The organism is Pseudomonas sp. G7(2022) (assembly GCF_052660475.1).
The window spans coordinates 5,081,697-5,101,717 of the sequence record NZ_CP109659.1 but is presented as its reverse complement, the minus strand read 5'-3'; the positions used below and the strand labels follow the sequence as shown (position 1 = coordinate 5,101,717).

The 20,021-nt window shown below is 59.8% G+C and carries 20 protein-coding genes; 18 read left to right on the top strand and 2 right to left on the bottom strand.

The window, feature by feature from the left end:
• Nucleotides 1–4: 4 nt before the first annotated feature.
• The 16 genes from NE357_RS23295 (at nt 5) to der (ending at nt 14,552) form a co-directional block, all read left to right on the top strand.
• Nucleotides 5–1,219, top strand: a complete 1,215-nt coding sequence (locus NE357_RS23295; RefSeq protein WP_169431785.1) for an IscS subfamily cysteine desulfurase — start codon at nt 5–7, stop codon at nt 1,217–1,219.
• 101 nt (nt 1,220–1,320) lie between these two features.
• Nucleotides 1,321–1,707 (top strand): Fe-S cluster assembly scaffold IscU, encoded by a 387-nt coding sequence (iscU, locus tag NE357_RS23290; protein ID WP_027619655.1) that lies wholly within the window; start codon nt 1,321–1,323, stop codon nt 1,705–1,707.
• Nucleotides 1,708–1,735: 28 nt separating this feature from the next.
• Nucleotides 1,736–2,059 (top strand): iron-sulfur cluster assembly protein IscA, encoded by a 324-nt coding sequence (gene iscA / locus NE357_RS23285; protein WP_003227904.1) that lies wholly within the window; start codon nt 1,736–1,738, stop codon nt 2,057–2,059.
• 8 nt (nt 2,060–2,067) lie between these two features.
• On the top strand, nt 2,068–2,589 hold the full coding sequence (gene hscB, locus NE357_RS23280; protein WP_169431784.1) for a co-chaperone HscB: 522 nt from the start codon (nt 2,068–2,070) through the stop codon (nt 2,587–2,589).
• A 51-nt stretch (nt 2,590–2,640) separates the two neighbouring features.
• Entirely contained in the window at nt 2,641–4,506 is a 1,866-nt protein-coding gene (gene hscA, locus NE357_RS23275; RefSeq protein WP_169431783.1) for a Fe-S protein assembly chaperone HscA, read from the top strand.
• Entirely contained in the window at nt 4,506–4,847 is a 342-nt protein-coding gene (gene fdx, locus NE357_RS23270) for an ISC system 2Fe-2S type ferredoxin (protein ID WP_169431782.1), read from the top strand. Before hscA ends, fdx begins: the two co-directional genes overlap by 1 nt.
• Before the next feature lie 14 nt (nt 4,848–4,861).
• The gene (gene iscX / locus NE357_RS23265; protein ID WP_027619659.1) at nt 4,862–5,062 is read left to right on the top strand and encodes a Fe-S cluster assembly protein IscX; all 201 of its coding nucleotides are present in this window, start codon (nt 4,862–4,864) and stop codon (nt 5,060–5,062) included.
• Between the two features lie 88 nt (nt 5,063–5,150).
• The gene (ndk, locus tag NE357_RS23260) at nt 5,151–5,576 is read left to right on the top strand and encodes a nucleoside-diphosphate kinase (protein ID WP_039765715.1); all 426 of its coding nucleotides are present in this window, start codon (nt 5,151–5,153) and stop codon (nt 5,574–5,576) included.
• 28 nt (nt 5,577–5,604) lie between these two features.
• The gene (rlmN, locus tag NE357_RS23255; protein WP_169431781.1) at nt 5,605–6,753 is read left to right on the top strand and encodes a 23S rRNA (adenine(2503)-C(2))-methyltransferase RlmN; all 1,149 of its coding nucleotides are present in this window, start codon (nt 5,605–5,607) and stop codon (nt 6,751–6,753) included.
• 12 nt (nt 6,754–6,765) lie between these two features.
• Nucleotides 6,766–7,524: a type IV pilus biogenesis/stability protein PilW gene (pilW, locus tag NE357_RS23250; RefSeq protein ID WP_169431780.1), complete on the top strand. Its 759-nt coding sequence runs from the start codon at nt 6,766–6,768 to the stop codon at nt 7,522–7,524.
• Nucleotides 7,524–8,567, top strand: coding sequence for a RodZ domain-containing protein (locus NE357_RS23245; RefSeq protein ID WP_169431779.1), 1,044 nt, complete (start codon nt 7,524–7,526; stop codon nt 8,565–8,567). The genes pilW and NE357_RS23245 overlap by 1 nt, the downstream gene beginning before the upstream one ends.
• Nucleotides 8,568–8,570: 3 nt before the next feature.
• Entirely contained in the window at nt 8,571–9,680 is a 1,110-nt protein-coding gene (gene ispG / locus NE357_RS23240) for a flavodoxin-dependent (E)-4-hydroxy-3-methylbut-2-enyl-diphosphate synthase (protein WP_169431778.1), read from the top strand.
• A gap of 22 nt (nt 9,681–9,702) precedes the next feature.
• Entirely contained in the window at nt 9,703–10,992 is a 1,290-nt protein-coding gene (hisS, locus tag NE357_RS23235) for a histidine--tRNA ligase (protein ID WP_169431777.1), read from the top strand.
• 41 nt (nt 10,993–11,033) lie between these two features.
• Complete coding sequence (locus NE357_RS23230; RefSeq protein ID WP_085734102.1) at nt 11,034–11,675, top strand: tetratricopeptide repeat protein; 642 nt, start codon at nt 11,034–11,036, stop codon at nt 11,673–11,675.
• Nucleotides 11,668–12,819 carry an outer membrane protein assembly factor BamB gene (gene bamB / locus NE357_RS23225; RefSeq protein ID WP_169431776.1) on the top strand — a complete coding sequence of 384 codons (1,152 nt, stop codon included), beginning with the start codon at nt 11,668–11,670 and terminating at the stop codon, nt 12,817–12,819. Before NE357_RS23230 ends, bamB begins: the two co-directional genes overlap by 8 nt.
• Before the next feature lie 260 nt (nt 12,820–13,079).
• Nucleotides 13,080–14,552: a ribosome biogenesis GTPase Der gene (gene der, locus NE357_RS23220; protein ID WP_169431775.1), complete on the top strand. Its 1,473-nt coding sequence runs from the start codon at nt 13,080–13,082 to the stop codon at nt 14,550–14,552.
• 48 nt (nt 14,553–14,600) lie between these two features.
• Here der and NE357_RS23215 read toward each other — a convergent pair whose 3' ends face one another.
• A complete protein-coding gene (locus tag NE357_RS23215) occupies nt 14,601–15,821 on the bottom strand; it encodes a hypothetical protein (RefSeq protein WP_169431774.1) in 1,221 nt (406 codons plus the stop codon).
• Between the two features lie 248 nt (nt 15,822–16,069).
• Here NE357_RS23215 and NE357_RS23210 point away from each other — a divergent pair, with 248 nt between their 5' ends.
• Both NE357_RS23210 and NE357_RS23205 read left to right on the top strand, forming a co-directional pair.
• On the top strand, nt 16,070–17,218 hold the full coding sequence (locus NE357_RS23210) for a pyridoxal phosphate-dependent aminotransferase (RefSeq protein WP_169431773.1): 1,149 nt from the start codon (nt 16,070–16,072) through the stop codon (nt 17,216–17,218).
• Nucleotides 17,206–17,997: an amidohydrolase gene (locus NE357_RS23205; protein ID WP_169431772.1), complete on the top strand. Its 792-nt coding sequence runs from the start codon at nt 17,206–17,208 to the stop codon at nt 17,995–17,997. The genes NE357_RS23210 and NE357_RS23205 overlap by 13 nt, the downstream gene beginning before the upstream one ends.
• A 202-nt stretch (nt 17,998–18,199) precedes the next feature.
• Here NE357_RS23205 and leuA read toward each other — a convergent pair whose 3' ends face one another.
• Nucleotides 18,200–19,879: a 2-isopropylmalate synthase gene (leuA, locus tag NE357_RS23200; RefSeq protein ID WP_169431771.1), complete on the bottom strand. Its 1,680-nt coding sequence runs from the start codon at nt 19,877–19,879 to the stop codon at nt 18,200–18,202.
• Nucleotides 19,880–20,021: the final 142 nt, after the last annotated feature.

The window sequence follows — 20,021 nt, the reverse complement described above, 5'->3', positions numbered from 1 at the left end:
GTCCATGAAATTGCCGATTTACCTTGATTACTCTGCGACCACCCCGGTCGATCCGCGCGTTGCGCAAAAGATGAGTGAATGCCTGCTGGTCGACGGAAACTTCGGTAACCCGGCGTCCCGTTCCCACGTGTTCGGCTGGAAGGCCGAAGAGTCCGTCGAAAACGCCCGTCGTCAGGTGGCCGACCTGGTCAACGCCGACCCGCGCGAAATCGTCTGGACCTCCGGTGCCACCGAGTCCGACAACCTGGCAATCAAGGGTGCGGCACATTTCTACGCCTCCAAGGGCAAGCACCTGATCACCTCCAAGATCGAGCACAAGGCTGTCCTCGACACCATGCGCCAGCTGGAGCGTGAAGGTTTCGAAGTGACCTACCTCGAGCCGACCGAAGACGGTCTGATCACGCCGGCCATGATCGAAGCCGCACTGCGCGAAGACACCATCCTAGTGTCGGTGATGCACGTGAACAACGAAATCGGCACGGTCAACGACATCGCCGCCATCGGCGAGCTGACTCGTTCCAAAGGCATCCTGTTCCACGTCGACGCCGCTCAGTCCACTGGCAAGGTCGATATCGATCTGCAGAAGCTGAAAGTCGACATGATGTCGTTCTCTGCCCACAAGACCTACGGCCCTAAAGGCATCGGTGCGCTGTACGTCAGCCGCAAGCCGCGTGTGCGCATCGAAGCGACCATGCACGGCGGCGGTCACGAGCGTGGCATGCGTTCCGGCACCCTGGCGACTCACCAGATCGTCGGCATGGGCGAAGCGTTCCGTGTGGCCAAGGAAGACATGGCTGCCGAAAACGTGCGTATCAAGGCGTTGAGCGACCGTTTCTACAAGCAGGTCGAGCATCTGGAAGAGCTGTACGTCAACGGCAGCCTGACCGCCCGCGTTCCGCACAACCTGAACCTGAGCTTCAACTACGTTGAAGGCGAGTCGCTGATCATGGCGCTCAAGGATCTGGCGGTTTCGTCCGGTTCGGCCTGCACCTCGGCGTCGCTTGAGCCTTCGTACGTACTGCGCGCCCTGGGCCGCAACGACGAACTGGCACACAGCTCGATTCGCTTCACCTTCGGCCGCTTCACCACCGAAGAAGAAATCGATTACGCCGCGCAGAAAGTCTGCGAGGCCGTTACCAAGCTGCGCGCTCTGTCGCCGCTGTGGGACATGTACAAAGACGGCGTCGATATCTCGAAGATCGAGTGGGCGGCACACTAAATATAGAAGCCGCCGGATACAGATCCTGTAGCGACGCGGCGGTTTGCGCAGCGCAGTTGCAGGGTCTCAAGAGCGGCCCTGATGAGTGAGGATTGAGAATCATGGCTTACAGCGAAAAGGTCATCGACCACTACGAAAACCCGCGCAACGTCGGCAAGATGGACGCGGAAGATCCAGATGTCGGCACCGGTATGGTCGGCGCTCCGGCGTGCGGCGACGTGATGCGTCTGCAAATCAAGGTCAACGAGCAGGGCGTTATCGAAGACGCCAAGTTCAAGACCTACGGCTGTGGTTCGGCTATCGCTTCCAGCTCCCTCGCCACTGAGTGGATGAAGGGCAAGACCCTGGACGAAGCGGAAACCATCAAGAACACTCAGCTGGCCGAAGAACTGGCCCTGCCGCCGGTGAAAATCCACTGCTCGGTTCTCGCTGAAGACGCCATCAAGGCGGCCGTTCGCGACTACAAGCAGAAGAAAGGCTTGATCTAAGCATTGGGCGACGAGTAAGGAGTCAACGATGGCTATCAGCATGACAGAAGCGGCTGCTCGACACGTGCGACGCTCCCTCGACGGGCGCGGCAAGGGTGAAGGGATTCGTCTGGGTGTTCGCACCACGGGCTGTTCCGGCCTTGCCTACGTGCTGGAGTTTGTCGACGAGGTGGTTGCAGAAGATCAGGTGTTCGAGAGTCACGGCGAAAAAGTGATTATCGACCCCAAGAGCCTGGCCTACCTTGACGGCACCGAGCTCGATTTCGTCAAGGAAGGGTTGAACGAAGGCTTCAAGTTCAACAATCCCAACGTGCGCGGTGAGTGTGGCTGCGGCGAAAGCTTCAACATCTGAGGCTGGTCGTGGGAACTCCTTGTCATTTCGCTTTATTCGAGCTGCAACCGGGCTTTCGTCTGGATCTCGAGCAGTTGGCCACGCGCTATCGCGAGTTGGCGCGCGGCGTTCATCCCGATCGTTTTGCCGACGCTTCCGAGCGTGAGCAGCGCTCGGCGCTCGAACAGTCCGCTCGGCTCAACGATGCTTACCAGACGCTCAAGAGTCCGGCCCAGCGTGCGCGTTACCTGCTGACGATCAGCGGTCATGAAGTGCCGATGGAAGTCACGGTCCATGATCCCGAGTTTCTGTTGCAGCAGATGCAATGGCGCGAAGAACTCGAAGATCTGCAGGACAGTGCCGACCTGGCGGGCGTCGCAGCCTTCAAGCGTCGCCTGAAAACTGCCCAGGAACAGCTGAACGAAAGCTTCGCAGCCTGTTGGGATGATGCGGCGCAGCGCGAACAGGCCGAACGCCTGATGCGGCGCATGCAGTTCCTCGACAAGCTCACCTACGAAGTGCGCCAGTTAGAAGAGCGCCTCGACGATTAACCCAGTGCCGCTCCGGTCGCACGCCTGATATACAGATAAGTCCTGATCACGATGGCCCTACTGCAGATCGCCGAACCCGGCCAAAGTCCTCAACCGCACCAGCGTCGTCTGGCTGTGGGGATCGACTTGGGCACTACCAATTCGCTGGTCGCTGCGTTGCGCAGTGGTCTTTCCGAGCCGCTGGCCGATGCTGAAGGGCGGGTCATCCTGCCTTCCGCCGTGCGTTATCACGCCGATCGCGTCGAAGTCGGCGAGTCGGCCAAGCTGGCCGCGTCCTCCGATCCCCTGAATACCGTGCTGTCGGTCAAGCGCCTGATGGGCCGTGGTCTGTCCGACGTCAAGCAATTGGGCGAGCAACTGCCGTACCGCTTTGTCGGCGGCGAATCGCACATGCCGTTCATCGACACCGTGCAGGGTCCGAAAAGCCCGGTCGAAGTCTCTGCCGATATCCTGAAAGTGCTGCGCCAGCGCGCTGAAGCGACCTTGGGCGGCGAGCTGGTTGGCGCAGTGATCACCGTTCCTGCATATTTCGACGACGCTCAGCGTCAGGCCACTAAAGATGCAGCGAAACTCGCAGGCCTGAACGTGCTGCGTCTGCTTAACGAGCCGACTGCTGCTGCCGTGGCTTATGGTCTGGATCAGCATGCCGAAGGCCTGGTCGCCATTTATGACCTGGGCGGCGGTACTTTCGATATTTCGATTCTGCGCCTGACCGGCGGTGTCTTCGAAGTTCTGGCAACCGGCGGCGACAGCGCGCTGGGTGGCGATGACTTCGACCACGCGATTGCCGGCTGGATCATCGAGAGCGCGGGCCTGTCCGCCGATCTCGATCCGGGTGCGCAGCGCAATCTGCTGCAAACCGCCTGTGCGGCCAAAGAAGCCCTGACGAATGCCGACAGTGTTGAAGTTGCTTATGGTGACTGGAAAGCACAGCTGACCCGCGAAGCCTTTGATGCGCTGATTGAGCCGATGGTTGCTCGCAGCCTGAAAGCCTGTCGCCGTGCCGTTCGCGATTCCGGCGTCGAGCTGGAAGACGTGCACGCCGTGGTGATGGTGGGTGGTTCTACCCGTGTTCCACGTGTTCGCGAGGCCGTCGCCGAAGCTTTCGGTCGCCAACCGCTGACTGAAATCGACCCGGATCAGGTGGTGGCCATCGGGGCTGCGATCCAGGCCGATACACTGGCCGGCAACAAGCGCGATGGTGGCGAGCTGCTGCTGCTCGACGTGATTCCGCTGTCCCTGGGGCTGGAAACCATGGGCGGCCTGATGGAGAAGGTGATTCCGCGCAACACCACCATTCCGGTTGCCCGCGCCCAGGACTTCACCACTTATAAAGATGGCCAGTCGGCCATGGCCATTCACGTGTTGCAGGGCGAGCGCGAGCTGATCAGCGACTGCCGCTCCCTGGCTCGCTTCGAATTGCGCGGCATACCGGCAATGGTCGCCGGTGCAGCCAAGATTCGCGTCACCTTCCAGGTCGATGCCGACGGTCTGCTCAGCGTTTCTGCCCGCGAACTGGGTTCGGGCGTTGAGGCCAGCATTCAGGTCAAGCCATCGTATGGTCTGACCGATGGCGAGATCGCCAAAATGCTCAAGGATTCGTTCCAGCATGCCAATGACGACAAGGTCGCCCGCGTTCTGCGTGAGCAGCAAGTCGATGCCCAGCGCCTGATCGAGGCGGTGCAGGGGGCTCTGGAGGCGGATGGCGAGCGTTTGCTCGACGCCGAAGAGCGCATGGTCATCGATCTGCAGGTGCAGGAACTGACCGAACTGATGAAAGGTACCGATGGTTACGCCATCGAGCAGCAGACCAAGCGTCTGTCGCAAGTGACCGACGCCTTTGCTGCCCGTCGTATGGATCAGACGGTGAAAGCCGCTCTGTCCGGGCGCAATCTGAATGAAATCGAGGATATCTGATGCCGCAGGTCATTTTTCTGCCCCACGAGAAGTTCTGCCCTGAGGGTATGGTGGTCGAGGCTGAGCCCGGCACATCGATTCTCGATCTGGCCCACGAACACCACATCGAGATGGAAAGCGCCTGCGGCGGCGTCTGCGCCTGCACCACCTGTCACTGCATCATTCGCGAGGGTTTTGACTCGCTGGAAGAAGCCGACGAGTTGGAGGAAGATTTCCTTGATCGCGCATGGGGTCTTGAGGCGCATTCGCGCCTGGCCTGTCAGGCCATCGTCGGTGAAGAAGACATCACCGTCGAAATTCCGAAATATTCGCTTAACCATGCGGCCGAAGCGCCGCACTGACTGGTAAGACTGTCATGAGCTACGGTTGGAATGATGTTCAACGTATTGCAGAAGAGCTGGCCGAAGCCAAGCCGGACGTCGATCCGCTCTCTGTCAATTTCGTCGACTTGCAGCGATGGATCATGGAACTGCCTGATTTCGACAATACCTCTGGCCGAGTCGGTGAGAAGGTGTTGGAAGCGGTTCAGGCGCTCTGGATCGAAGAAGTAGACTGATCGTCCTTGCAGGTTAGGCAATACCCAAGAACCCGCGTATAATTCGCGGGTTTAATTTTTCGCAAATTACTGTTTCTGGAGTTACACCATGGCTGTTCAACGTACTTTCTCCATCATCAAGCCTGACGCCGTTGCTAAAAACGTGATCGGCAAGATCACCACTCGCTTCGAAGACGCTGGCCTGCGCGTTGTAGCTTCGAAACTGAAGCAACTGTCCAAAGCCGAAGCCGAAGGCTTCTACGCTGAGCACAGCGCTCGTGGTTTCTTCGGCGACCTGGTTGCCTTCATGACTTCGGGTCCAGTTGTCGTTCAGGTTCTGGAAGGCGAAAACGCCATCGCTCGCAACCGTGAGCTGATGGGCGCTACCAACCCTAAAGAAGCTGCTCCAGGCACCATCCGTGCTGACTTCGCTGAATCGATCGACGCCAACGCCGTTCACGGTTCGGACTCCGAAGCCGCTGCTGCTCGCGAAATCGCTTACTTCTTCGCAGCTACTGAAGTAACCACTCGCTAAGCATTGGCTTAAGAGTGAAGGTGAATCCATGACGACATCGACTGTTAAAACCAACCTGCTGGGTCTGACCCAGCCGGAAATGGAAAAATTCTTCGACTCAATCGGGGAGAAGCGTTTCCGTGCCGGTCAGGTAATGAAATGGATTCACCACTTTGGCGTCGATGATTTCGACGCCATGACGAACGTCAGCAAGGCCTTGCGCGAAAAGCTCAAGGCGGTTGCCGAGGTCCGTGGTCCCGAAGTGGTCAGCGAGGACATCTCCAGCGACGGCACCCGTAAATGGGTGGTGCGCGTGGCGTCCGGCAGCTGCGTCGAGACCGTTTACATTCCCCAGGGCAAACGCGGCACTCTGTGCGTTTCGTCCCAGGCAGGCTGTGCCCTGGACTGCAGTTTCTGCTCCACCGGCAAGCAAGGCTTCAACAGCAACCTCACCGCCGCCGAAGTCATCGGCCAGGTGTGGATTGCCAACAAATCCTTCGGCAGTGTTCCGGCAACCATCGACCGCGCCATCACCAACGTGGTGATGATGGGCATGGGCGAACCGCTGCTGAACTTCGACAACGTCGTGGCCGCCATGCATCTGATGATGGATGATCTGGGCTACGGGATCTCCAAGCGCCGCGTGACCCTGTCCACGTCGGGTGTGGTGCCGATGATCGATGAGCTGGCCAAGCACATCGACGTATCCCTGGCGTTGTCCCTGCACGCACCGAATGACGCATTGCGTAACCAATTGGTGCCGATCAACAAGAAATATCCGCTTAAGATGCTCCTCGATTCGTGCGTGCGCTATATGTCCGCCCTGGGCGAGAAACGTGTGCTGACCATCGAGTACACCTTGCTCAAGGACATCAACGACAAGCTTGAGCACGCTGTGGAAATGATCGAGTTGCTCAAGGATATTCCCTGCAAGATCAACCTGATTCCGTTCAACCCGTTCCCGCACTCCGGTTACGAGCGGCCAAGCAACAACGCGATTCGCCGATTCCAGGATCAGCTTCATCAGGCAGGCTTCAACGTCACCGTCCGCACCACCCGTGGTGAAGACATCGACGCGGCTTGCGGTCAATTGGTAGGGCAGGTGCTGGATCGCACCCGTCGCAGTGAACGTTACATCGCCGTGCGCGAATTGAGCGCCGACAGCGATCTGGCACAGAACGCCGCGAACACTAATTAAGAGAGGATCTCTATGTCCCTGCGCTTTGCGCTGCTGTTGCTGTTGGCCAGCCTGTGTGCTGGCTGTGTCCTGTCGGGTGATTACAACCCGATGAAGACCAGCAAGGGCCGCGACGAGGCGCGGGCTGCCTATGTGCAGCTGGGGCTGGGATACTTGCAGCAAGGCATGACCGAACGGGCCAAGGTGCCGTTGAAAAAGGCCCTCGAGCTGGATAGCTCGGATCCTGATGCGAACGCCGCCCTCGGGCTGGTGTTCCAGGCGGAAATGGAGCCGAAGCTGGCCGACGAACACTTTCGCAAGGCGCTGTCCTCCCGTCCCGCCGATGCCCGCATCCTCAACAATTACGGCAGTTTTCTCTACGAAGAGAAGCGTTACAAGGAGGCCTACGAGCGTTTTGAGCAGGCCGCCGCCGATACCCTGTATCCTGAGCGTTCACGCGTGTTCGAGAATCTCGGCATGACGGCATCGAAGCTTGGTCAGCGTGAGCTGGCGCAGCAGCAACTGGAAAAGGCGCTGCGTTTGAACCAGCAACAACCACGGGCCTTGCTGGAAATGGCTGAGTTGTCATTCGAAGACAGGCATTATGTGCCCGCGCGTGACTATTACGACCGTTTCAGCCAGCTCTCCGAGCAAAATGCACGTAGTCTGTTGCTCGCCGTTCGATTGGCAAAAGTATTTGAAGATCGCGACAAGGCCGCCAGTGCGGGCCTGCAATTAAAACGACTCTATCCCGGTACGCCGGAATATCAGCAATACCTGTCGGAGCAATGATGAAAGCGGCGCATCCCGAAGTTGTAGCAGCGAATCGCGTTAACCCCGGTGAAACCTTGCGCCAGGCCCGCGAAAGCAATGGCTGGTCGCTGGCCGAAGTGGCCCTCAAGCTCAACCTCACCGTGACTTCCCTGTCCAACCTCGAAGCCGGTGCGTTCGACAAGCTGCCGGGGCATACCTTTGCTCGCGGCTATATTCGCGCCTATGCCAAATTGCTCGGCATGGATCAGGCTGTTCTGGTCCAGCAGTTCGATCAGTCCACCGGCACCGACTCCCAGGGCAGCAATGTGCACGCGCTGGGGCGCATCGAAGAACCGGTTCGGGTTTCCCACACCATTTTGCGGATCGTCAGCCTGCTGTTACTGATCGGGGTCATCGGCGGCGGTTTCGTCTGGTGGCAGGATCAGACCTCGTTGCGCACCAAGGACCTGACCACGCTGGCTCCCGAGCACGTGGAAGTCGAAGGTGCGGACGGCACTACCCAGATCCACCCGCTGGACGAGCCGGAAGACCAGGCTGTTGCGGAAGGCGAGGCTGAGGGCGCAACGGCCCTGGCACTGCCTCAATCGCAATCCACCGCTGAATCGACGGTTGCCGAAACTGCCGCTCCGGCAGCCGTTGCACCCGTGGCACCGGCCCCGGCCGCGACGGCCCACGTCCCGGCGCCAGTGGTTGCGGCTCCGGCGGCGACTGTGCCGGCAACCGTTCCAGCCGCGCCTGCACCCGTTGTTACCGCGCCGGTAACGCCAAGCGTTGCTGCACCGACTTCAGCCCCTGCCGTTGCGGCTGCCCCGGTTGCCGGTCAAGGCCAGGTGCAGGTTCAGTTCATCGCCGATTGCTGGACACAAGTGACCGATGGCAGCGGCAAAGTGCTGTTCAGTGGTCTGAAGCGCAAGGGCGACAGCCTGTCCGTCGCCGGCAAGCCACCGTTTGCCGTGCGCCTGGGTTATGCCCGTGGCGCCCAGGTCAGCTACAACGGCCAATCGGTCGATGTGGCTCCGTTCACCAGTGGCGAGACTGCTCGCCTGAAGTTGGGTCAATAAGTCATGCACGGCGAATCTCCAATCAAACGTCGCGAATCACGCAAGATCTGGGTCGGTAACGTGCCTGTGGGCGGCGATGCACCTATCGCGGTGCAGAGCATGACCAACAGCGACACCAACGACGTCGCGGCCACCGTCGCACAGATCAACCGTCTGGAAGCTGCCGGCGTCGACATCGTCCGCGTTTCGGTGCCGGACATGGACGCCGCCGAGGCGTTCGGCAAGATCAAGCAACTGGTCAAAGTGCCGCTGGTTGCCGACATCCACTTCGACCACAAGATCGCCTTGCGCGTGGCCGAACTGGGTGTGGACTGCCTGCGCATCAATCCGGGCAACATCGGTAGCCCGGATCGCGTACGCGCCGTGGTCGATGCCGCCCGTGATCGCGGGATTCCGATCCGCATCGGCGTCAACGCCGGTTCGCTGGAAAAAGACCTGCAGAAAAAATACGGCGAGCCGACACCGGCTGCGCTGGTCGAGTCGGCATTGCGTCATGTCGAGCACCTTGAGCGCCTGAATTTCCAGGACTACAAGGTCAGTGTGAAGGCCTCCGACGTGTTCATGGCCGTCGAAGCCTATCGCCTGCTCGCCAAGGAAATCGTTCAGCCGCTGCACTTGGGCATCACCGAAGCCGGTGGATTGCGCTCCGGTACAGTGAAATCCGCCGTGGGCCTAGGTATGCTGCTCGCCGAGGGGATTGGCGATACCATCCGCATCTCGCTGGCCGCCGACCCGGTCGAGGAAGTGAAGGTCGGTTACGACATTCTCAAGTCTTTGCATTTGCGTTCCCGTGGCATCAACTTCATCGCCTGCCCGAGCTGCTCGCGGCAGAACTTCGATGTGGTCAAGACCATGAACGAGCTGGAAGGGCGCCTTGAAGACCTGCTGGTGCCGCTGGATGTCGCGGTGATCGGTTGTGTGGTCAATGGCCCGGGTGAAGCCAAGGAAGCCCATATCGGCTTGACCGGCGGCTCGCCAAACCTGATTTACATCGACGGCAAGCCGTCGCATAAGCTGACGAATGACAATCTGGTGGACGAGCTGGAAAAGCTGATCCGCGAGAAGGCGGCCGAGAAGGTCGAAGCCGACGCAGCGGTCATCGCGCGCGGCTGATCGAACGAATTAAGGAATTTCTGTGAGCAAGTCCCTGCAAGCCATTCGTGGCATGAACGACATCCTGCCGGAACAGACCCCGGTATGGCGCTACTTCGAAGGCACCGTTTCGCGTTTGCTGGATAACTACGGTTACAAGCAGATCCGCATGCCGATCGTCGAATTCACCGAGCTGTTCAAGCGCTCGATCGGTGAAGTGACCGACATCGTCGAAAAAGAGATGTACACCTTCGACGACCGCAACGGCGACTCCCTGACCCTGCGTCCGGAAGGCACCGCTGCGTGCGTGCGTGCCGTGCTCGAGCATGGCATCACCGGCGGTGGCCAAGTGCAGAAGCTCTGGTACATCGGTCCGATGTTCCGTCACGAGCGTCCGCAGAAAGGCCGTTATCGCCAGTTTCACCAGATCGGTCTGGAAGTCTTCAACCTCGACGGTCCGGACATCGACGCCGAGTTGATCATCATGACCTGGCGCCTGTGGGGCGAGCTGGGTATCCGTGATGCCGTCAAGCTCGAACTCAACAGCCTGGGCACCAGCGAGTCCCGCGGCCGTTATCGTGAAGCGCTGGTCGAGTACCTCTCGGCGCACCACGACAAACTGGACGAAGACAGCCAGCGTCGCCTGAAGACCAACCCGCTGCGCGTGCTCGATACCAAGAACGCCGACACGCAAGCCGTCCTGGTCGATGCGCCGAAGATGGCTGACTACCTGGACGACGAGTCCCGTGCCCACTTCGAAGGTCTGAAGGCCCGTCTGGATGCTGTCGGCATTCCTTACGTGCTCAACCCGAAACTGGTACGCGGTCTCGATTACTACAGCAAAACCGTATTCGAATGGGTCACCGACAAGCTCGGCGCCCAGGGCACTGTTTGTGCGGGCGGCCGTTACGACGGTCTGGTCGAGCAGATGGGCGGCAAGCCGACGCCGGGCGTCGGATTCGCCATGGGCATCGAGCGTCTGGTGCTGATGCTGGAAACCCTGGAGCAGATCCCGCAAGAGCTTTCCCGTCAGGTTGACGTCTACCTCTGCGCCTTCGGCGAAGAGGCGGAGCTGGCCGGTCTGGCCCTGGCCGAGCGTGTACGCGACCAGTTGCCTAACCTGCGTCTGCAAGTCAATGCCGGTGCCGGCAGCTTCAAGAGCCAGTTCAAGAAAGCCGACAAGAGCGGTGCGTTGTACGCGCTGATCCTGGGTGACGACGAAATGGCCCAGCAAGTGGTAGGTTTCAAACCCCTGCGTGGCCAGGGCGAACAACAAAGCATTGCCTGGGATGCGCTTGCCGCTCACCTGGCCACCTGCGTCGTGCAGGGTTGAAGCTGTCCAAACAGCCGATTTAGCGATTAAGGAGTATTGGGGTGTCGAGTACCGAAGACGAACAGTTGGCGGATTTGAAAGACTGGTGGACACGCAACGGCAAACCTCTGGTCACTGGCGGCCTGTTGGCGCTGGTCATCGTGTTCGGCTGGCAGGCATTTCACAAGTATCAGAGCAACCAGTCGCAAGGCGCCTCGGTGCTCTATCAGCAATTGCTGGAAACCACGCTGACTCCGGATGGCAAGCCTGACGCCGCGCGCGTTGCGGATCTGGCCGGCAAGCTCAACAGCGAATTCGGCGGTACTGCCTACGCGCAGTACGGCAGCCTGTTCGTGGCCAAGGTTGCGGTCGACAGCGGCAAGCTGGACGACGCGGCGACCGAACTCAAGGCAATCGTTGCCAAACCGGCCAACGCGGCGTTGGGCGAAATCGCCCGTCAGCGTCTGGCGCAGGTGCTGGGTGCACAGAACAAGGCTGACGAGGCCCTGAAACTGCTTGAAGGCGATGCCGACAAGTCGTTCCTGGCCACTCGCGAAGAACTCAAGGGCGACCTGCTGGTACAGCTGGGCCGCACTGACGAAGCGAACGCGGCGTATCAAAAAGCCAAGGCGGCACTGTCGGATGAAGCGGCGGTCGGTGGCCTTCAAATCAAGCTGGACGACCTGGCCAAAGGGGATGCGTGACGTGATCGGTTGGAAGCATGCAGCATTGCTGGCTCTGGCCATTCTGGCCACGGGTTGCAGCAGCAACAGCACCAAGGAACTGCCACCGGCCGAGCTGACTTCCTTCAAGGAAGAAGTGGTTCTGCACAAAGTGTGGAGTCGTTCGATCGGTGACGGTCAGGGCGAAACCTACAACATGCTGGTGCCGGCGATTGATGGTGACACCATCTACGCCGCCGACGTTACTGGCATCGTGATGGCCATGGATCGCAGCAACGGCGACGTGAAGTGGAAGAAAGAACTGGATGTGCCTGTCTCCGGTGCCGTCGGCGTAGGCTACGGTCTGGTTCTGATCGGTACTCTGCGTGGTGATGTCATCGCCCTCGACACCATCAATGGTGAAGAGAAATGGCGCGCCCGGGTGACCAGCGAAGTGCTGGCGCCACCTGCCAGCAACGGCGACATCGTGGTTGTACAGACCCAGGACGATCGTCTGATCGGTCTGGATGCATCCACCGGTCACCAGCGCTGGGTGTATGACAGCACCCCTGCCGTACTGACCCTGCGTGGTACCAGTGCGCCGCTCGCGACCAACCGCCTCGCGGTGGCTGGCCTGTCGACCGGTAAAGTGGTCGCTCTGGACATTTCCAACGGCGTGCCGGTCTGGGAGCAGCGGATCGCGATTCCACAGGGTCGTTCGGAACTGGAACGTGTGGTTGACATCGACGGCGGGCTGCTGCTGTCCGGCGGTACGCTGTACGTTGCCAGCTATCAGGGTCGCGTTGCGGCACTGGACCTGGAAAGCGGCCGTCAACTCTGGCAGCGCGATGCGTCGAGCTACGCCGGTATCGCACAGGGTTTCGGCAACGTCTATGTGAGCCTGTCTTCGGGTACCGTTGAAGGCGTCGACGAGCGTTCCACCACTGCACTGTGGAGCAACGATTCGCTGGCCCGCCGTCAACTGTCGGCACCGGAAGTGTTCTCCAGCTACGTTGCAGTCGGTGACCTGGAAGGTTACCTGCATCTGCTGAGTCAGGTGGACGGTCGTTTCGTCGGCCGCGAGCGCATCGACAGCGACGGCCTGCGTGCCCGTCCGCTGGTGGTGGGTGACACGATTTATGTGTATGGCAACAGCGGCAAACTGGAAGCCCTGACCATCAAGTAACAATTCACTGAAGGAGCCGAGCGAAGATCAGGCAAGGCAAAAATCAGCGAGGGCGCGGAGTTGACTTCAGTCAATGAGCATCCCGAGCTGATTTTTAACGCCGCATGATCGAACGCAGGCCCTTTAGCTATGCTTGGGGTTAAACCCCCAGGCGGCCCCGGTATACCGGGGCTTGCAGCGCTTTTGGGCGTTGCCCCGAGCACCAGCCGCTGCCTCGCAGCGGCTTTTGTATTTTCTGAAATAACGAAGTGGAGAGCCGCATGGTTCCCGTAATCGCCCTGGTGGGCCGACCGAACGTCGGCAAGTCCACCTTGTTCAACCGCCTGACCAGGACTCGCGACGCCATCGTCGGCGACTTGTCCGGTCTGACCCGTGATCGCCAGTACGGTGAGGCCAAGTGGCAAGGGCGTTCCTACATTCTGATCGACACCGGCGGTATCTCCGGTGACGAGCATGGTATGGACGAAAAAATGGCCGAGCAGTCGCTGCTGGCCATCGAAGAAGCGGATGTCGTTCTGTTCCTGGTAGATGCCAAGGCCGGTTTCACCGCCGCCGACCAGATGATCGCCGAACACTTGCGCAAACGTAACAAGCGTTCTCACGTGGTCGCCAACAAGGTCGACAACATCGACCCGGAAATGGCCCGCGCCGAATTCGCCCCGCTGGGCATGGGCCACGCGATCCCGATCGCCGGTGCCCACGGTCGCGGCATCACTCAACTGCTGGAAGCGGCCCTGAGCGACTTCCCGCGTGATGATGACGAGCCGGCGGAAGGTGAAGAGGAAGAAGTGGTCGCCGAAGGCGAGGAAGCCAAGCGCATTCCTGGTCCGAGCGAAAAAGACGGGATCAAGATCGCCATCATCGGCCGTCCGAACGTCGGCAAGTCGACCCTGGTCAACCGCATGCTCGGTGAGGACCGGGTAATCGTCTACGATCAGCCCGGCACCACTCGCGACAGTATCTACATCCCGTTCGAGCGTAACGACGAGAAGTACACGCTGATCGACACCGCCGGTGTGCGCAAGCGCGGCAAGATCCACGAAGAAGTCGAAAAGTTCTCCGTGGTCAAAACCCTGCAGGCGATCAAAGACGCCAACGTGGTGATCTTTGTGATGGACGCCCGCGAAGGTGTGGTCGATCACGACCTCAACCTGCTGGGCTTCGCCCTTGAGGCGGGTCGCGCGCTGGTGATCGCGATCAACAAGTGGGACGGAATGACGCCGAGCGAGCGCGACTTCGTGAAGGTCGAGTTGCAGCGTCGGTTGTTCTTCGTTGACTTCGCCGATATCCACTTCATCTCGGCACTGCACGGCACTGGCGTGGGCAACCTCTACGCTTCGGTGCAGAACTCGTTCAAGTCCGCGGTCACCCGCTGGCCGACCAGCCGCCTGACGCAGATTCTCGAAGACGCGGTCAGCGAGCACCAGCCGCCGATGGTCAACAGCCGCCGGATCAAGCTGCGATACGCTCACCTGGGGGGGGCGAACCCGCCGATCATCGTGATCCACGGCAACCAGGTCGAGAAAGTGCCGAAGTCGTACGTGCGCTATCTGGAAAACACTTACCGCCGCGTGCTCAAACTGGTCGGTACGCCGATCCGTATCGAGTTCAAGGGCGGCGAGAACCCGTACGAAGGCAACAAGAACACGCTGACCGACCGCCAGGTCAACAAGAAGCGCCGCTTGATGTCGCACAACAAGAAAGCCAGCAAGAAGCGCCGCGACAAGCGCTGATGCAATCGGGAAAGGGCGTCCATGACGCCCTTTTTTGTGGCTGTCAGATCAGTTCAGTAGTCGGGCCAGAAAGTGTGTTTGCGATCCGGTCAGATCTTTCGCTGATGCCAGTACTAAAATCCCCGACGAGTCGATCACGATATCCCGAGGTTCTGCGGGTTGTCCGTTGAAAAGAATGGAAGTCCAGCCCCCATCTCTGCCAAATGAAGGGTCGAGAATTCCACGCTCGTTGAAACGGGCAACCACCGTTCCGGTTCCGAAAGGAAATTGCTGCTCGCCGAGTGCAAGAATATGGTTGTCGTGCCATGCGACCTTGATCCAGCAAGTACTCACTTCAGCAGGCGTAATGCTGGGGGAGTGCAGTGGATTACCGTCCCGGTCCAGTTGCGCAATCAGGGCCTCACCTGAGCGGGTTGAGCCACAACACAAGATTCGGTCATCGCAAGGAAGCAAATTATCAAAGTACAGTTCTGTACTTTGCAGTGCTCCGTTATTTGCAAAGCTCTTGTCTTCCATCCCGTTTGGCTGAAAGCGCATGACAATGCCTGTCTTTATGCCTCGAACATCCGTGGTATGACCACACACCAGTATTGCATCCCGTTGGTCTACTGCGATGGCGTTCAGCCTTGTTTCCTCGCCACCACTGAGCGGGAGTTCGACATAGCCTTTGCCGTCATTGAATTCGGTGGCTGGCGTGCCGTTGGCGCGGGTCATTACGATCAGCGTCATGGTCAGTTCAGGACCCGCAACGTGAGGATTTATCGTCACCCATGCGCCGCTGGATTGACGGCTGCCGTCAATGACCGTTCCGCTCGGTGCGCCGTATTCCGGTATCAGGGAAGTGCGAACAACGTGGGTTCCCTGGTCAGCAAAGTCCGTATCGAACGTCCCGTCGGGACGAACTTGTGCTAGACCGGGCAAGGGCGCATTGGTGCCATTGTTGAACTGACCGATCAGAACAATATTTGAGTTTTCGAGGGGGAACGCCTTCAGTCCGACGGAGGAAAGACTGGCATCGGGGGAAAATCGAGCCTCCAGGACTCCATTCGTAGCGAAGGATTTTTCTCGTTCTCCCCGCGGATCAAGTTTGATCAATACGAAGTTCGTAAAGTTGCGTTCTGAACCGTCACTGCTGCCGGCAACGAACAATTCTCCATTGTCTGATCGGCTCAGGCCAAAGGCCTGAAAAAAGTCTCCGTGTGGTTCCAATGGATGAATACCATCATTACCAAACCCGGGATCGAGTTCACCCGCCTTGAGTTTTCTCATGATTTGACCTCTGATTGGAGTCCGGACAGTGAACGCCTCGATGGGTATTTCGACAACTGTCAGAAGTAACAGGTAGCTCGTCATTATTCTGCTGTTGGACGGCATCCGAGAGACGGCCCGATCGGTCTAATCAAAGGCGTGACGCGGCATTCTGTGTTGCGCCAATCCCTTTTTTTATGGGCGCCGGATGGGCTATCCTCGGGCTCTCCCGCGCCGTCGTCAGTGCCGGGGCAGAGCAGGGAACCCCGATGATCAACAGCAAGCTGCCGAATGTCGGCATCACTATTTTCACGCAGATGTCTCAGCTCGCGGCGCAGACCGGAGCCATCAACCTGTCCCAGGGTTTTCCCGATTTCGACGGCCCGCAGGCACTGCGCGATGCGGTCGGTCGGCACATCGCCAGCGGCCATAACCAGTATTCGCCGATGACCGGCCTGCCGGTCCTGCGCCAGCAGATCGCGGCAAAAATCGCCCGCAGCTATGGCGTGAACGTCGATGCAGATCATGAGGTGACTGTCACTCCGGGTGCGACCCAGGCGATCTTCTGTGCAATCCAGGCGGTTATCCACAGCGGCGATGAAGTCATCGTGTTCGATCCGGCCTACGACAGCTACGAGCCATCGGTGGAACTGGCTGGCGGGCGTTGCGTGCATGTGCAGTTGGGGCTGAAGGATTTCTCCATCGACTTCGACAAGCTCAGTGCAGCCCTGAGCCCGCGCACGCGGATGATCATCCTCAACACCCCGCACAACCCGAGCGGCGCCCTGATCAGTCGCGCAGAGCTTGATCAGTTGGCGGCGCTGATCCGTGATCGCGACATCTATGTGATCAGCGACGAAGTCTACGAGCACCTGGTGTTCGACGGCGTTTCACATGTCAGCGTACTGGCCCATGAAGAGCTGTATCAGCGTGCATTCGTGGTCAGCTCGTTCGGCAAGACCTATCACGTCACAGGCTGGAAAACCGGCTACGTGGTGGCGCCGCCGGCGCTGACCGCCGAACTGCGCAAGGTGCATCAATACGTCAGTTTCTGCGGCGTGACGCCGCTGCAATATGCGCTGGCCGACTACATGGCCGAGCATCCGGAACACGTCGAAGAACTGCCGGGCTTCTATCAGGCCAAGCGTGATCTGTTCTGTGATCTGCTGGCGCCGTCCCGATTCAGCTTCACCCGGGTCACCGGCACCTATTTCCAACTGGTCGATTACTCGCAGATCCGTCCCGACCTGAACGACGTCGAGATGGCGATGTGGATGACTCGCGAACATGGTGTGGCGAGCATCCCGGTGTCGGTGTTCTACCAGAACCCACCTGAAGGCCAGCGCCTGGTGCGCTTGTGCTTTGCCAAGCGCGAGGAGACGCTGCGGGAAGCGGCGGGGAAACTATGCGTGATCTGAGTGCGTTGCCCGATCTCAACCTGGCGCTGATCCAGACCAGCCTGGTCTGGCATGACCGTCAGGCCAACCTCGAGCATTTCGACGCGTTGCTGGAGCAGGCGCGTGGTGCGGATCTGATCATTCTGCCGGAAATGTTCACCACCGGATTTTCCATGGAGTCCAAAACCCTGGCCGAAGCCGAAAACGGTCCGACCAGCAAGTGGCTTCGGGCCCAGGCGGCGAAACTGAATGCAGTCGTCACAGGCAGCGTGATTATCCAGGCCGCCGATGGCAGCCACCGCAATCGCTTGTTGTGGGCACGGCCGGACGGCGAAGTGCTGCATTACGACAAGCGCCATCTGTTCCGCATGGCTGGCGAACACAATCACTACACGCCCGGCGAACGCCAGGTGCAGTTCGAACTCAAGGGTTGGCGGGTTCGTCCGCTGATCTGTTACGACCTGCGCTTCCCGGTGTGGAGCCGCGACGCGCAGGACACTGATTTGCTGCTGTACACCGCCAACTGGCCGGGGGCGCGGCGTCAGCATTGGAACCGGTTGTTGCCGGCCCGGGCGATCGAAAATCTTTGCTATGTGGCGGCGGTCAACCGGATTGGCACCGATGGCAAGGGCTTCGCTTATACCGGCGACAGTCAGGTGCTGGATTTCCAGGGCGAGACCTTGCTGGCGGCAGGGGAGGCTGACGGGGTGTTCAAGGTGGTTCTGGAAGCGGCTTCGCTGGCGGCTTACCGGGAGCGGTTCCCGGCGAATCTGGATGCGGACACCTTCGAGTTCACCTGACATCTGCAGCGTCTACAAGGGCCTTTTCGCGGGCAAGCCCGCTCCCACAGTGTTCTATGGTGTACATGAGTCTGGGGTGCACCAGCGTCCCCTGTGGGAGCGGGCTTGCCCGCGAAGGGGTCATTACAGACAGCACCAGAATGGCAGGTAAAAAAGGCCCCGGAGTTCGCACTCCGGGGCCTTTTGCATTTCAGCGGTGAAGTTACGCCGCTTTCGCTTCCGGCTGGCTCAGCGAGCGGTTCAGCGCGCTGAACAGGGCCTTGAAGCTGGCGGTGGTGATGTTTTCATCGATGCCAACGCCGTGTACCGCACGTTCACCGTTCACACGCAATTCGATGTACGCCGCAGCCTTGGCGTTGGTGCCCGCGCCGATGGCGTGTTCGTTGTAGTCCATGATCTCCACCGGAATCGGCAGGCCGGCCACCAGTGCTTCCAGCGCGCCGTTGCCCTTGCCGCGCCAGTGCAGGTTGGTTTCGCCCTGACCCTTGCTCGCCACTTCCACTTCGACGGCGCTGTTGCCGTTTTCTTCCTGCAGGCGATGGCTGACCAGCGCGTACGGGGTGTTGGCTTGCAGGTACTCGCTGTGCAGCAGCGCGTGGATTTGCTGCGCGGTCATCTCCAGGCCCAGCCGATCGGTTTCACGCTGCACCACTTGGCTGAATTCTATCTGCATGCGACGCGGCAGGCTGATGCCGTATTCCTGCTCCAGCAGGTAGGCGATGCCGCCCTTGCCCGACTGGCTGTTGACGCGGATCACCGCCTCGTAGCTGCGGCCGATGTCGGCCGGGTCGATCGGCAGATACGGCACTTCCCACAGGGTGTCCGGTTTCTGCTGGGCGAAGCCCTTGCGGATCGCGTCCTGGTGGGAGCCGGAGAACGCGGTGTGCACCAGATCGCCGACGTACGGGTGACGCGGGTGAACCTGGATCTGGTTGCACTCTTCGACGACTTTGCGCACGCCGTCGATGTCGGAGAAGTCCAATTGCGGGTCGAGACCCTGGGTGTACATGTTCAGTGCCACGGTGACGAGATCGACGTTACCGGTGCGCTCGCCGTTGCCGAACAGGCAACCTTCGACGCGGTCGGCGCCGGCCATCAGGCCCAACTCGGTGGCGGCCACGCCAGTGCCACGGTCGTTGTGGGTGTGCAGGCTGATGATCACGCTGTCACGACGGTTGATGTTGCGGTGGAACCACTCGATCTGGTCGGCGTAGACGTTCGGGGTTGCGCATTCAACCGTAGCCGGCAGGTTGAGGATGATCTTGTGCTCGGGTGTCGGGTTCCAGACCTCGATCACCGCGTCACAGACTTCCTTGGCGAATTCCAGCTCGGTGGCGCTGAAGGTTTCCGGCGAGTATTCGAAGGTCCACTCGGTGTCCGGCTGCATGGCAGCATATTTGACGAACAGCTTGGCGGCGTTAACGGCGATGGCCTTGATCCCGTCCTTGTCCTGGTTGAACACGATGCGACGGAAAGAAGGGGAGGTCGCGTTGTACAGGTGAACAATCGCTTTCTTTGCCCCACGCAGGGATTCGAAGGTGCGCTCGATCAGGTCTTCACGGCCTTGAGTCAACACCTGAATGGTGGTGTCGTCCGGGATGTGGCCGTCTTCGATCAGGGTACGCACGAAGTCGAAGTCGGTTTGCGAAGCGGCCGGGAACGACGCCTCGATTTCTTTCACACCTACCTGCACCAGGGTTTTCCAGAAGCGCAGCTTTTTCACCGCGTCCATCGGCTCGATCAGCGACTGGTTGCCGTCACGCAGGTCGGAGCTGCACCAGATCGGCGCGGCATCGATGGTTTTCGATGGCCAGGTACGATCCGGCAGATTGATCACAGGAAACGCGCGGTATTTCGAAGACGGGTCTTTGAGCATGCTCATCGGGAAATTCCTTATTGTCTGGGCCGAAAAGAGGCGGCCTGCCGGTGGACGAACGTTCTTGGAAAAGCGTGGGACGAGGCGCAGCGATTCAGCCCGGCAGTCGTGCGCTGACGAGGCACAGGCTGCGGTGCTGGCGAAGCTG